The organism is Arthrobacter sp. zg-Y20 (assembly GCF_030142075.1).
Classification (GTDB): Bacteria; Actinomycetota; Actinomycetes; order Actinomycetales; family Micrococcaceae; genus Arthrobacter_B.
Genome location: NZ_CP126241.1, coordinates 3,334,009 through 3,347,807, shown reverse-complemented (window position 1 = coordinate 3,347,807; position 13,799 = coordinate 3,334,009). Strand labels below are relative to the sequence as shown.

The following is a 13,799-nucleotide window of genomic DNA, read 5'->3' as shown; positions in this document are numbered from 1 at the left end:
AAACGCCCCGAAGCAAAAGGAGTCATCCCGTGAGTACGCACTCCCTCGATCCGGATCCCGGCAACGCCCTGGGCGGACCGGGTTTCCTCAGCACATTTCCTTCCGTGTCCGTCCTGGAAGAGGACCGCAAGCGGGTCAGCACCGACCGCTCCGGGTATGTCCCCGAGTCGCTGCCGGACGGCGTGGTGTTCGCCCGGACCGCCGACGACGTCGTCACCACCCTTCAGCTGGCCACCCGGCACCGGATTCCCGTGGTGCCCCGCGGTGCCGGCACCGGTTTGGCAGCCGCATCCTCCGCCCGGGCCGGTGAACTGGTGCTGGATGTCTCCGGCATGAACCGGATCCTGCGGATTGACCCGGAAGAGCAGTTGGCCGTGGTGGAACCGGGAGTCCTGAACGCAGACCTCAACGCCGCGGCCGCCGAATACGGGCTGTTCTACGCCCCGGATCCGGCCAGCACGGCCATCTGCAGCATCGGCGGGAACATTGCCACCAACGCCGGCGGCATGCGCTGCGCCAAGTACGGCGTCACCCGCGAATCGGTGCTGGCCCTGCGCGTTATCCTGGCCGACGGACGGGAGCTGCGGACCGGCCGTGAAACCATAAAAGGGGTCAGCGGCTATGACCTGAATGCCCTGATGATCGGCTCGGAGGGAACGCTCGGGGTGGTGGTGGAAGCAACCCTGCGGTTGCGCCCGATGCCGGTGCACACTGCCACCGTGGCCGCGTTCTTCCCCGACGTCACGGCCGCCGCGCGGGCTGCATCCGCCGTCGTCGCCGCCCGCATCCAGCCCTCGGTGATGGAACTGATGGACGGGCCCACGCTGGAGGCGGTGGACATGGCCATGGGCACCGACTACCGCGCCAAGGGCGGAGCGTTCCTGCTGGTGCAGACCGACGGGTACGGCGCGTTCCTGGAGCAGGACGTGGTGATGGGCGTTGTGTCGCCGCTGGGCAGCTGCGAGAAGGCGGTGGATGACGAGCACGCCGCGGCCCTGATAACCGCGCGGCGCGAAGCGATTCCGTCGCTGGAGAAGCTGGGACGGGTGTCCATCGGGGACATTGGGGTGCCCCGCGGCAAGCTGGCCGAGGTGGTGGGCGGGCTGGAAGAGATCTCCGCGCGCACGGGGGTGCGGATCTTCACTATCGCGCACGCCTCGGACGGCAACCTGCACCCGATGATCGTGACGGACCCCGAAGAATCGGTCACCGCCGGACCGGCCAAGGCGGCGCTGGGGGAGATGTTCTACCTGGCGCACCGGCTGGGCGGTACCTTGACCGGGGAACACGGCGTCGGGCTGTTGAAACGGGACTGGCTGGAAGACGAGCTGGGCGGAACCTCGCTGGAGGTCATGAACACCCTCCGCGCCGCACTGGATCCGCTGGGCATCCTCAACCCGGGCAAGGCCATCTGAGAGTTCCCGCCGTTTTCGGTGGCGCCCGCGGCCCCGGCTGCCTAGTCTGTGGGCACCGTTCCCGCCCCGCTAAGAGAAGCCATGCGCCGCCTGCCACTGGTCACCGTTGCCGACAAACTGGAAAACGCCGGCTGGCTGGATCCCGCCGCCTCCTGGGTGGCCCGCTCCGTGCGGACCGTGCTGCCCACAGGGGTGAAGGACGTGCTGCACGGCGTCCCGCTGGGCCACCCGCTGCACCCGCTGATGATCGTAGTGCCGTTGGGCGCCTGGGTGTCCGCCGCTGTGCTGGATGTGCTGCCCGGCAACGAGCGGGCCGCCCGGACACTGATAGGAGTGGGCGTGTTGTCCGCCGCTCCCACTGCGCTCGCCGGAGCCGCGGACTTCGCCGAGTTGGATACTGAGCAGCAGCGCACCGGGGTGGTGCACCAGCTCTCCAACATCCTGGCCCTCGGACTCTATTCAGGTTCCTGGCTGGCGCGGTTCCGCGGTAGCCAGGGACTGGGCCGGGCCCTGGGTTTTGCCGGCCTGGCGAGCACGATGATCGGTGGGTTCCTCGGTGGGCACCTGTCCTACCGGCAGGGTGCCGGGGTGAACCGCAACGATGACCTGCCCGAAGAGGTATCGCCCGGATGGCATTCCCTGGGCCCGGTGGACTCCTTTGCCTCCGGCACACCGCAGCGGGCAAGGCTGGGGGAGGTGGACCTGATGGTGCTGAAGCGGACCGACGGCGCCGCCGACGGTTCCATTTCCGTGTTGGCCGACACCTGCAGCCACCTCGGCGGACCGCTGCATGAGGGGGAACTGCGCCAGGAGAAGGGCCAGCTGTGCATCATCTGCCCCTGGCACGGCAGCACCTTCGCCGTGCAGAGCGGCGAAGTGGTGCACGGGCCGGCCACGGCGCCGCAGCCCTGCTTTGCCACCCGCGTCCGTGACGGGCTGCTGGAAGTGAATCTGAACGGATAAGCGCCTGCCCCTCCCGCGCGGGCCGCGACACTCCTAGCCTAGGGTTACGGCCCCGCCCGGGTCCGTAAGGCAGGCACCGCAGGGAGGAACCCGCTAATGCGTACCACCACACTGGGAACCAACGGACCCGAGGTCGGCGTGATCGGCCTGGGCTGCATGGGCATGAGCTACGCCTATGACATGGAAGCCAAACGGGAGGAGGAAACCTCCATTTCGGTGATCCGCGGCGCCATTGAACTCGGCGCCACCTTGATCGATACGGCGGATGTGTACGGTCCCTACACGAACGAGGAACTGGTGGGCCGGGCCCTGAAGGACGGCTACCGGGAGCGGGCCGTGCTTTCCACCAAGGTTGGCCTGGAGGTCAGCAACGCGGCCCCGGCGGCGGGGACCATGCCCGGGTTGGTGAAGAACGGCAGCCCCGACCATATCCGCCAGTCCATCGACGCCAGCCTCCGCCGGCTGGGTACGGACCACGTGGACCTGTACATCCTGCACCGGGTGGATCCGGAGGTGCCGCTGGAAGATTCCTGGGGTGCCATGGCGCAGACGGTCCGGGACGGCAAAGCCCGCGCCATCGGCATTTCGGAGGCCAGCGTGGAGGAGATTAAGCGGGCGCAGTCGGTGCATCCGGTCACCGCGGTGCAGTCCGAACTGTCGCTGTGGACCCGGGACAGGCTGGCCGACGTCGTGCCCTACTGCGTGGAGAACGGGCTCGCGTTCCTGCCGTTTTCCCCGCTGGGCCGCGGGTTCCTCACCGGGCGGTTCACCTCCTTTGACCAGCTCCCGCCGGATGACATGCGCCGCCGTCTTCCGCGCTTCCAGCAGGAGAACCTGATGGCGAACCTGGCCATTGTGCAGCGGGTGCGCGACGTCGCTGAACGGGTGGGCGCGACGCCGGCCCAGGTGGCGCTGGCGTGGGTGGTGGCCCAGGGACAGCGGGTCATCCCCATCCCGGGGACCAAAACACCCAAATACCTGCGCGACAACGTCGCGGCCGGGGATTTGGTGCTCAGCGACGAGGACCTGGCGATGCTGGACAACGCCCCGCAGCCGGAGGGCAGCCGGTACTAGCGGGACGGCCGGAACCGTTTGCACCGAGTGCAAACGTGCACGTAGTGTAGTAAGCGTGCTGAACAGTGTTCCGTCGGAAGACCGCCGCAAGGCGCTAAAAGACCGCCACCGGCAGGCCATTGTGGCAGCCGCGGCGGCGCTGATGCATGAGCGGCAGAGCACCGATTTCACCGTGGACGAGCTGGCCCAGGCCGCCGATGTTTCGCGCCGCACAGTGTTCAACCACTTCTCCTCAGTCCGCGACATTGTGTCGGAAGTGTGCAGTGACGTCCTCAGTTCCGCAGTGGAGAGCCTGATCGCCGTCCCGGCCTCCGACGTCGGACGCCCGGCCATGTTCGACGAAATTGCCGAGGCGTTCCGAGCAGCGGACCTGGTGGCGCCCATGGCGTATCTGACCCGGCTGCTGGGAGACGGGCCCATTCCTGCTCCGGCCCAGACGCAGGCACATCCGATTGCCCTGCGGGCGTTCACCGAACTGAGCGAACGGCTCTCCGCGGCTATGCTCGGCCGGTATCCGGAAGCCAACAAGCTGGGCGTGGACCTGCTGGTCGGTGCCCTCACCAGCGGTCTGGGCGTGCTGTACCACCACTGGCACTGCGCCACCGGAGCCGTGGATACCCCCGAATCCCGCCGCGTCTGGGCAGAACTGCTGGACGCGCTGCTTGAAAAGGTGCGCTCCGGCTATGTCCGGGACCCGGCCTCCCCCAAATCACTCCACCCGTAGTTCCCAACCCACCATAAAAGGACAGACCCTCAAATGGCTGAATTCCTCTACCGCCTCGGAGCCGCGGCCGCCCGCCGCGCGAAAACCGTGCTTGCGGCATGGATCGGAGTGCTTGTGGTTGCCGGAGGAGCTTTTATGCTCTTCGGCGGCACGCTTGCCACCGGCTTCTCCATCCCGGACACCCCCACCACGCAGGTCACCAACCACCTGCAGGAGAAACTCCCGCAGGCTTCCGGCGGCTCCGGCTCCGTGGTGGTCAGCACCGAGGACGGCTCGGCCTTCACGGATGCCCAGAAGCAGGACATCTCGGCACTGATCACCGAGGCTGCGGACATTGACGGCGTGGAAACCGTCGTGGACCCGTTCAGCACCGAAGCGGACCGCGCCGCCCAGGCCCAGCAGCTGCAGTCCGGCCAGGCGCAGGTCGACGCCGGCCGCACCCAGATCGAGCAGGGGCGGGCCCAGCTCGAGGACGGCCAGGCCCAGCTCGACGCCGCCCGGCAGCAGGCCGAAGCAGCCGGTGCCCCCGCCGAAATGCTGGCGCAGCTGGACGCTCAGCAGGCCACGCTGGACGCCAGCCGCGCCGAGCTTGATGCCAAGAGCGCAGAACTGGAAGCCGGTGCCGCCCAGGCCGAACAGGGTGCTGCCCTGTTGGACGCGGCCGCCGAAATCCGCACTGTGTCCGAGGACGGCAGCGCGGCAGTGGTCAACGTTGTCTTCAGCGAGACCCAGATGGAGGTCGAGCAGGAAACCAAGGACGCTATCGTAGCGGCCTTCGAAGATGAGCCCGTCGACGGCGTGCAGGTGGACTTCTCATCCGAGGTTTCCGCCGGTGTGCCCAGCATCCTGGGTGTGGGCGAGGTGGTTGGCCTGGTGGTCGCCGCGGTTGTGCTGGTGGTTATGCTGGGCACCTTCATCGGTGCCGGCCTGCCGCTGGTGACCGCGCTGATCGGCGTGGGCGTTGGCGCCGCCGGTGCGCTGGCTTTCTCCGGCGTCGTCGAAATGGCGTCCGTGACCCCCATCCTGGGCGTTATGCTCGGCCTGGCCGTGGGCATCGACTATGCCCTGTTCATCGTCAACCGGCACCGCCGCCAGTTGAAGGCCGGTTATGCGCTGGAGGAATCCATCGCCTTGGCCAACGGCACCTCCGGCAACGCCGTGGTGTTCGCCGGAACCACCGTGTTCATCGCCCTGCTGGCCCTGAACATCACCGGCATCCCCTTCCTGGGCCTGATGGGCACCGTGGGCGCGGCCTGCGTGGCCATTGCCGTGCTGGTGGCCACCACGCTTACTCCGGCACTGCTCAAGCTGGCCGGCCGGAAGATCCTCAGCCGCAAGGAGCGGGCCGCGGCGGAGAAGGACCACGGTGCCTCCGCTTCGGCCGGCAAGCCGGAAAGCATCCCGGTGAAGCAGATGTCCACGCTGCGTGCGGTACTCACCGTGGTGCTGTCCATCGCGGGGCTGCTGGTCATCGCCATTCCGTCGCTGGACCTGCGCACCAACCTGCCCGACGGTTCCTCCGAGGCCCACGACTCCAGCCAGTACCGGGCCTACGAAACGGTCTCGCAGAAGTTCGGCGAGGGCCAGAACGGTTCACTGCTGGTGGTTGCGGACCTTCCCGGCAACCCCACCGAGGAAGAATCCGCGGCGGCGCAGGCTGAGATTGCGCAGAAGCTCTTCGACCAGGATGACGTAGTGGCCGTGGCCCCCGTCGGCTCTTCCGAGGACCGCACCGTCACTGCCTTCCAGGTGATTCCCGCCGAAGGCCCCACCAGCGAATCCACCGAGGAACTGGTGCACACCCTGCGGGACCTGTCCCCGCTGGAGACCGAAAACGGGGACGTGGAGCTGGGTGTGGCCGGCACTGCCAGCGGCAACATCGACATCTCCGAGAAGCTGTCCCAGGCCCTGCCGATCTACCTGGGCGTAGTGGTGGGCCTGTCCCTGCTGATCCTGATCCTGGTCTTCCGGTCCATCTTTGTTCCGGTCATCGCGACGCTGGGCTTCATCCTGTCCTACTTCGCCGCGATCGGCGGCGTGGTGGCCATCTACCAGTGGGGCTGGCTCGCCGGCGTCTTCGGCGTGGAAACCCCGGGCCCGGTACTGAACTTCCTGCCGACCATCCTGGTGGGCATCCTGTTCGGCCTGGCCATGGACTACATGCTGTTCCTGGGCACCGGCATGCGCGAGGCCTTCGTCCACGGCTCGCCGGCCCGGGTGGCCGTGATGCAGGGCTTCCGCAACGGACGCTCGGTGGTGACGGCTGCGGCCATCATCATGGTGTCCGTGTTCGGCGGCTTCATCTTCTCGCACAGCACCATGATCCGGCCCATCGGCTTCGCCCTGGCCTTCGGTGTCCTGGTGGATGCCTTCGTGGTGCGGATGCTGCTGATTCCGGCCCTGATGCACTTGGCCGGAGACAAGGCCTGGTGGCTGCCGAAGTGGCTGGACAAGATCCTGCCGGACGTCGACGTCGAGGGCGCGTCCCTGGAACGCCGCCATCCGCACGCGGAGGACCAGCCGGCGTCGGACAACGTCGAGGCGCACGCGCGCAGCTAGCCTTCTACGGATAGCCAAAACGGCAGGTGCCGCTTCCCCAAAAAAGGGGGAGCGGCACCTGCCGTTTGTGTTGGAGTGCTGCCCGCTGGGCTAGACCGCGGTGTGCGTGTCCGTCCCGGCAGCACTGGCTGGTGCCGTGTCCGCCGCCGTGTCCGGAACTGCGTTCGAAGCCTTGCGGGTCAGCAGCAGGTAGGACGCCGCGGCCAGGACCAGGAAGCCGAGCATGGCTGCACCCATCGGCACGCCGGTATCCTCACCCCAGAGGCCCACCAGCGGGGAGACAAGGGCGGCGAGCAGGAACTGCAGGGAGCCAAGGAAGGCCGAACCGGTGCCGGCGTGGTGCCCTGCCTCCTCCAACGCCAGCACGGTGGCGTTGCCGAAGATCATGCCCATGGAGCCCTGGAACACGGCGAACAGCACCAGGGTGGGAACCATGGGAGTGCCGTTGGCAACGGTGATGAGCATTCCGGCGGCAGCCAGGAGCCCCACAGCCAGGCCGATGCTGATCATGGTGCGGTAGGGCGCCTTGCCGGCCAGCGCGGCGGCCACGGCGCTAACGATGGTGATGGCGACGGCGTTCATGGCGAAGATCAGCGAGAACCGGGTTTCGGACAGGCCGAGGATGTTCTGCACCACGAACGGTGATGCGGCAATGTAGGCGAAGAGCCCGGCGAAGGAGAAGCAGAAGGTCAGCAGGTAGCCGGTGTAGTTGCGGTTGCGCAGCACGATGCCGGCCACCTTGAAGGTGGTCTTGAGGCCGCCGCGGTTCCGGTCGGCGTCGTTCAGCGTTTCCCGAACGCCGAACAGTGCCCCCAGGAACATCAGCAGCACGAGGATGGACAGGACCCAGAACACGGTCCGCCAGCTGCCGGCGGACAGGATGGCGCCGCCCGCCAGCGGGCCCACCACAGGTGCGATGACGCTGATCATGGTCAGCACGCCCAGCAGTTTCGCGGCGGCCGGGCCGCGGGAAGTGTCGGAGACAATGGCACGGGCCAGCACAATACCGGCCGCACCGCCCAGGCCCTGCAGGAAGCGGGCCGCTGTGAGGATTTCCACGTTCGGTGCCAGGGCACAGACCACTGTGGCCAGCAGGGCAACGAAGGAACCGATCAGCAGGGGCTTGCGGCGGCCGACACCGTCCGAGAGCGGGCCGATGAGCAGCTGGCCCAGGGCCAGGCCCACCAGGAAGGCCGTCATGGTGAGCTGGATGCCGGTGGCCGTGGTGTCCAGATCCTGTGCCATGTGAGGGAAGGCCGGCAGGTACATGTCGATGGACAGCGGCGCCACTGCGGTTAGCAGGGCGAGGATTCCCGTCAGCAGTGCGCCGTTGGGGCGCTTGGCGGGTGGAGCGGGGAGCGGAGAGCTCGTCATGGAGGGGTCTTTCTTTCTAAACCGTCAGAATGCCGAACGAGCATAACATATGCCAACATATATATGTAAGTATATGCGCTAGGATGGTCAGCATGAGTATCGACGGCGAGCCCGAGGCGCAGCGCTCCGTGGCCGACCTGCTCCGGGACCTTTCATGGAACATCCACCGCAGGGCGCCGGAGATCACCGGAATTGATCCGCTGCCGGCCACCGAACTGGCCCTGCTGAAGCATGTGCTGGACGCACCGGGTCTCACGGTCACGGAAGTGGCGCGGCTCATGGGGCTGAAGCAAAGCAACGCCAGCGCCGCAGTGCGGACCCTGACCGAGCGGGGCCTGCTCACCCGGACCAGCAGCCCGACCGACCGGCGTGTCAGCCACTTGGTGCCCACCGAGGAGGCCCGCGCACAGAATGAAGCCATCGCCGCGGCCTGGTCCGGGCCCGTCCGTGCAGCCATCGAGCAGCTGGACGGCAAACAGAAGGCAGCGCTGGAGGCTGCCTCGGAATCGCTGGGCGCGTTGAACCGGTTGCTTCAGGCCAAGGGGTAGCCGGGTACGCAACCGGCATCTAGGCTTCACGCCATGGCTATTGCTCGCTATCCCACCACTGTCCTTGACTGCCCCGACGCAGTTGCCCTTGCCACCTTCTACGGCGCCCTCCTCGACTGGAAGGTGAACCTGCACGAGGATGAGCCCTACGACAACTGGACCGAAATTTCCGACGTCACCGGGCAGCGCTACTGCTTCCAGCAGGTGGAGAATTACACTCCGCCGGTCTGGCCGGAGCAGAACATCCCGCAGCAGATGCACATTGACGTGGATGTGGATGACCTGGATGAGGCCGAGGCAGCGGTGCTTCTGCTCGGGGCCTCCAAGCATACGCACCAGCCCGGCACCAGCTTCCGGGTGTTCCTGGATCCGGCCGGGCATCCGTTCTGCCTCTGCCAGGCCTAGCTCTTCAACTTCTGCTGCCGGTTTAGACTTTTGCTGCCGGTTTGAACCGGCAGCAACAGCGCAAACCGGTCGCAAATCCGGTTAGCGCGCGGCGCTGTGTGCGGCCAGCCGGGCAAACGCGCCGTCTGCGGCCCGCAGCTCAGCCGGGGTGCCGCGCTCCACGATCCGCCCGGCGTCGAGCACCACCACCTGGTCCGCGTTTTCCACGGTGGAGAGCCGGTGGGCGATGGTCAGCGTGGTCCGCCCGGCGGAGAGGTGTTCCAGCGCCGCCTGCACCTGCGCCTCGGTGGTGTTGTCCAGGGCGGAGGTGGCCTCGTCCAGCACCAGCACCGGCGGATTGCGCAGGATGGTGCGGGCAATGGCCAGCCGCTGCTGCTCGCCGCCGGAGAAGCGGTGCCCGCGGGCGCCCACCATGGTGTCCAGGCCCTCGGGCAGGGCACCGACCGTGTCCGCCATCCGGGCGGCGGCCAGTGCGGACCAGAGCTGCTCGTCGCCGGCGTCCGGATCCGCCAGCAGCAGGTTCTCGCGCACGGAGGCGTGGATCAGGTAGCTCTCCTGGGAGACGACGCCGACAATCCGGGCCAGGTCTTCGGGGGCTATTTCGCGCACGTCCACGCCGTCAATGAGAACCGTGCCTGAGCTGGTGTCATTCAGCCTCGGCAGCAGCGAGGCCAGCGTGCTTTTGCCGGAGCCGGTGGCGCCGACGACGGCGGTGGCTGTTCCGGCCGGAAGGATCATGTTGATGTTCCGCAGGACGTCCGCGCCGTCGTCGTACGCGAAGCGCACGTCCTCGAACCGGACCTCGCCGCGCACTGCGGCCGGATCCAGCCGGACCGGGTTGGCTGCGGGGCGGATCTGCGGCACCAGGTCCAGGTACTCAAAGATCCGGCTGAAGAACGCCAGGGCGGTCACCCACTGCACGCCGATGTTCAGCAGGCCCATCACCGGGCGGAAGATGGCGCCCTGCAGGCCGGTGAACGCCACCAGGGTGCCGATGGTCATCCCGCCGCTGGTGGCGGGGAAGCCGGCGGCCAGGTAGATGACTGCGGGGATGGCGGCGAAGACAATCTGCATGGTGGCCATCCGCCAGCGCCCGGCCAGCTGGCTGCGCAGCTCCAGGCCTACGAGCTTGTCCGAGCGGTCGCGGAAGCGGGCTGCGTCTCGCGGGATGGTGCCCAGGGTCTTGGCCAGCCGCACGCCGGAGACCGAGAGGCCTTCCTCCACCTGCGTGTGCAGGGCGGCGAGTTCGCGCTGGCGTTCGTCGGTGACTTCGCGGCGGATTTTCGCCACCCGGCGCGAGAGCCAGATGGCCGGTGGCAGCACCACCAGGGAGATCAGGCTCAGCCCGGGGGAGAGAGCCACCATGGCGACGGCGGTGGCGACCGCCGTCGTGAGGTTGGAGGCCACACCCGTGGCGGTGGTGGTGACCACGGACTGCATGCCGGAGATGTCGTGTGTGAGCCGGGACTGCACTTCACCGCCGCGGGTGCGGGTGAAAAAGCCCAGCGACTGGGCCTGCAGGTGGGTGAACAGATCCACGCGCAGGGTGTGCATCACCCGTTGGCCCATGCTGGTGGCCATCCAGGTCTGCACCACGCCGATGGCTGCGGTCACGGCGGCCACGGCCACCATCGAGGCGGTGAGGAGGGCGAGCAAGCGGATGTTTTGCTGCGGCAGCGCATTGTCAATCACGCCGCGGACCAGGAACGGCTGGGCCAGGTTCACCATGGAGGAGGCGCTGATGAGCAGCACCACGACGGCGATGGTCCCCTTGTGCGGGGCGAAGAGCGCGGCGATGCGGCGCAGGGAGACGGGGTGCTGGTTCAGTTGCTTCCGGTCCGCCGGGTTGAGTTTTGCGGGGCCGCGGCCGCCGCCTGGTCCGCCGCCGGGCCTGCCTTCTCCTGCTGGGCTGCGGGGTCCGCCGGAGCGGTCGGTATCGAGTCCGGGTATAGCCATGGGTCCTCCTATGCTGCCGGGATCGTACGCGGCAGCTATTGCAGAGGTTACCTCACTATGTGGTTACCGCAAAATGGGTAGACTGGTGCCATGACTGATGCTCGCGCCGATCCGGCCGCCCTGGGAGAACTGATGCACGGTGCATTCCGCGGGCTGCGCAAACGGTGGATGCTCCAGCTCGCCCCGTTTGAGCTGACGCCGCACCAGTTCCGGGCGCTGAATGTTGTGGGCCGGGCCGGGGAAAGTGCGGGGGGCCCCGGCGGCGGCGGGCCGGACGGCGGCGGGCCGGGGCTGCGGTTGAAGGAGCTGGCCGAGCGGCTGCATATTGCGCCGCGTTCAGCCACCGAGGTGGTGGACCAGCTTGCCGCCAAGGGGCTGGTGGAACGCAGCGCCCACCCCGCGGACCGGCGGGCCACGCTGCTCACGCTGACCGTGGAGGGGGAGAAGCTGCGGGAGAAGGTGTTGGCGGACCGCAAACGCGAGGCCGACGAGTTCTTCTCCGTGCTGGAACCGCAGGATAGGGCCGAGCTGGCGAGGATCTTGGGGGAACTGACCGGCGGCGTACCGACGCAGCGGTAGCGGGCGGCCGGACTGGGGGGGGGGTGGCACCCGCACAGGAGGCATCCCGGAGTGAAATTTGTCATATCTTGCGGGGAACCCGAGCTGCCACTGAGGATGGCATGGAAAGATCAGTAGGCTGTGGGACGTAGAGACCCCTACAGACTTGCGGTGCGGTTAATCACAACCACCCCGCGCGAAGAGGGCTTCGCCTGAGAAACGAAGCCCTCTTCGTAAAGCCTGCATCCCGGTCAGACCGGGATATTCGAGCATTGGCCCGGCGAGCACGTGCCCACTTCATGCAAATGCATGAATTTTTTTATCTACCGATGCTCTGTTACATTTCCAGCGGAGAGTCAAATGCGTTTCTCAGGCGCATCTCCGGCACCGGCAATCTCACCGGTGGTTTATGAATCAACACAAAGGTCTCTACCTCCATGCGTAAAGCAACCCGTATTTCACTTACCCTCGGCGTTTCAGCTGCCCTGCTGAGCACTTCTGCCATTCCCGCTTCGGCAGCTGAGGATGGTTCCTCGGCCACCATCGAGGTTCAGGGCGGAATCCTCGGAATTAACGTTGTCCAGGCCCTTGAATCCACGGAACTGAAGCCCGGCACGCCCGCAACCTTCGCTGTTCCCGGCGTCGCGGTGGCCGATGACCGCGCCGTCCTCGGCAGCTGGAGCGTTTCGGTGTCCTTGAGCGACTTCACAACTGAGGTTGCCGGGGCGAAGCCGATCCCGGCCGCCGGCGCCACCTATTCAGCCGCAGAAGAAAGCCTTACGCACACGGGTACTATCGAATCGCTTGTCTCGGCTCCCGTCACCCTGGCTGGCGACAGCGAATCAACCAGGGCGGAAGACGCCGTACTGGCGTCGGGCGTCCGCGGCAACAATACGGCTGAATGGAATGCCACCCTTAGTGTCCCGGTTCCCGATGACGCCTTGGCTGGAACATACAAGGCAACTCTGACCCACTCGGTCCTTTAGCGCGGCTGTCGTCCCGGGAGGCCCGGCTTTCCGGGACGACACCACTTTTGCGATTGGCCGGCTAACCCGCGGCCGCCGTTTTCCGGCGCTATTCCCAGCGCTGTATTCGCTTTTTCATGCCGTATTTTTCTGCTGCCTGCCAGGGGTCTTTTTTTGCGTACCTTATATAGCGGTTTACTTGCCGCGCTTTTCCTGTTCGCCCCCGCCACGGCGTCATATGCCGCAGATACTCCCCCGGCCGGGGGAATCGGCATCCGGCTGGTCGACATTCCCGAGGCCAGGCAGGCGGATCCGAGGGCCCGGTCCTACATAGTGGATAACCTTCCGCCCGGAACAACTGTTAAGCGCCGGGTCGAGGTGCAGAACAACTCCACCGAACGGCAGTCCATTGCGCTTTATGTCTCGGCCGCCGAGGTAAGGGACGGCTCCTTCACCGGGTTGGCGCGGGAGGACCGGAACGAACTCACCGGATGGATCGAGACGGATACGCCGGTGGTGGACCTTGCGGCAGGTGAGAGTGCCCAGGCTGTGGTGGAGATTGCGGTGCCGGGCGACGCACCCGAGGGTGAGCAGTTTGCCGTCCTGTGGGCGGAGGTCCGGTCCGCGCCTGCACCCGATACCCAGGTGGTCACGGCCAGCAGGGTTGGTATCCGCGTCTACCTCTCCGTAGGTGCCGGCAACGGGCCGCCCGCTGCCTTCACCGCGGGCTCCCTGCAGCCAGGACAAAACGTGGACGGCGTCCGCCGGATCACCGCCGAGGTGAACAACACCGGCGGACGAACAATCGACGTGCAGGGGAACCTGACACTTAGCGCCGGGCCGGGCGGTCTCTCGGCCGGCCCCGTTTCCCTGGACAGTATGGTCACCATCCCCCCGGGAGAATCTGCGCCGGTGACGGTCACCCTGGATCCGGAGTTGCCCTCCGGCTCCTGGCACGCCCAACTGGACCTGAAGAGCGGGCTGGCCACGGCCCAGGCCGAGGCGGATCTGACGTTCAACGGCACCGAGGCGGTTCCACCGGCCGAACCGGGGAACGGTCCGGCCCTTGCTGCCGCGGTGGCGGCTGCCGTTCTCCTGGTTGCCGGCATGTTCATTTGGCTCTACCGACGCAGGCGTTCCGGAGGGACCCCCCGGCGCCCGTAAGCCCCGGTTGGATCCCGGGCTCTACTGCAGGACAAGGGAATACGTCAGGTTTTCGGAAGGCAGGCTGAAAGTGAACACGGAAAAGGTTCTTTAC

At 67.0% G+C, this 13,799-nt stretch carries 12 protein-coding genes; 10 read left to right on the top strand and 2 right to left on the bottom strand.

Going from position 1 to position 13,799, the window contains the following annotated elements:
- The first annotated feature begins 29 nt into the window (after positions 1-29).
- The 5 genes from QNO06_RS16100 (at position 30) to QNO06_RS16080 (ending at position 6,735) form a co-directional block, all read left to right on the top strand.
- Positions 30-1,415: an FAD-binding oxidoreductase gene (locus QNO06_RS16100; RefSeq protein ID WP_331461470.1), complete on the top strand. Its 1,386-nt coding sequence runs from the start codon at positions 30-32 to the stop codon at positions 1,413-1,415.
- An 81-nt stretch (positions 1,416-1,496) separates the two neighbouring features.
- Positions 1,497-2,378, top strand: coding sequence for a Rieske (2Fe-2S) protein (locus QNO06_RS16095; protein ID WP_227912082.1), 882 nt, complete (start codon positions 1,497-1,499; stop codon positions 2,376-2,378).
- A gap of 96 nt (positions 2,379-2,474) precedes the next feature.
- Complete coding sequence (locus QNO06_RS16090; RefSeq protein WP_227912080.1) at positions 2,475-3,452, top strand: aldo/keto reductase; 978 nt, start codon at positions 2,475-2,477, stop codon at positions 3,450-3,452.
- A gap of 55 nt (positions 3,453-3,507) precedes the next feature.
- Entirely contained in the window at positions 3,508-4,176 is a 669-nt protein-coding gene (locus QNO06_RS16085; protein WP_227912079.1) for a TetR/AcrR family transcriptional regulator, read from the top strand.
- A gap of 33 nt (positions 4,177-4,209) precedes the next feature.
- A complete protein-coding gene (locus QNO06_RS16080; RefSeq protein ID WP_227912078.1) occupies positions 4,210-6,735 on the top strand; it encodes an MMPL family transporter in 2,526 nt (841 codons plus the stop codon).
- A 90-nt stretch (positions 6,736-6,825) separates the two neighbouring features.
- Here QNO06_RS16080 and QNO06_RS16075 read toward each other — a convergent pair whose 3' ends face one another.
- Positions 6,826-8,109 (bottom strand): multidrug effflux MFS transporter, encoded by a 1,284-nt coding sequence (locus tag QNO06_RS16075; protein WP_227912076.1) that lies wholly within the window; start codon positions 8,107-8,109, stop codon positions 6,826-6,828.
- Between the two features lie 92 nt (positions 8,110-8,201).
- Between QNO06_RS16075 and QNO06_RS16070 the strand changes: the two genes are divergently transcribed.
- Both QNO06_RS16070 and QNO06_RS16065 read left to right on the top strand, forming a co-directional pair.
- A complete protein-coding gene (locus tag QNO06_RS16070) occupies positions 8,202-8,657 on the top strand; it encodes a MarR family winged helix-turn-helix transcriptional regulator (protein ID WP_227912074.1) in 456 nt (151 codons plus the stop codon).
- Between the two features lie 33 nt (positions 8,658-8,690).
- Positions 8,691-9,062, top strand: a complete 372-nt coding sequence (locus tag QNO06_RS16065) for a VOC family protein (RefSeq protein ID WP_227912072.1) — start codon at positions 8,691-8,693, stop codon at positions 9,060-9,062.
- An 81-nt stretch (positions 9,063-9,143) separates the two neighbouring features.
- Here the strand turns inward: QNO06_RS16065 and QNO06_RS16060 are convergent, their stop codons facing one another.
- Positions 9,144-11,018 (bottom strand): ABC transporter ATP-binding protein, encoded by a 1,875-nt coding sequence (locus QNO06_RS16060; protein WP_227912071.1) that lies wholly within the window; start codon positions 11,016-11,018, stop codon positions 9,144-9,146.
- Positions 11,019-11,108: 90 nt separating this feature from the next.
- On the opposite strand from QNO06_RS16060, the gene QNO06_RS16055 reads away from it, so the two are divergent.
- From QNO06_RS16055 to QNO06_RS16045, 3 genes are all read left to right on the top strand, one after another.
- Positions 11,109-11,597, top strand: a complete 489-nt coding sequence (locus QNO06_RS16055) for a MarR family winged helix-turn-helix transcriptional regulator (protein ID WP_227912070.1) — start codon at positions 11,109-11,111, stop codon at positions 11,595-11,597.
- A 416-nt stretch (positions 11,598-12,013) separates the two neighbouring features.
- Entirely contained in the window at positions 12,014-12,562 is a 549-nt protein-coding gene (locus tag QNO06_RS16050) for a WxL domain-containing protein (RefSeq protein ID WP_227912068.1), read from the top strand.
- A 153-nt stretch (positions 12,563-12,715) separates the two neighbouring features.
- Complete coding sequence (locus QNO06_RS16045) at positions 12,716-13,705, top strand: COG1361 family protein (protein WP_227912066.1); 990 nt, start codon at positions 12,716-12,718, stop codon at positions 13,703-13,705.
- Positions 13,706-13,799 lie beyond the last annotated feature (94 nt).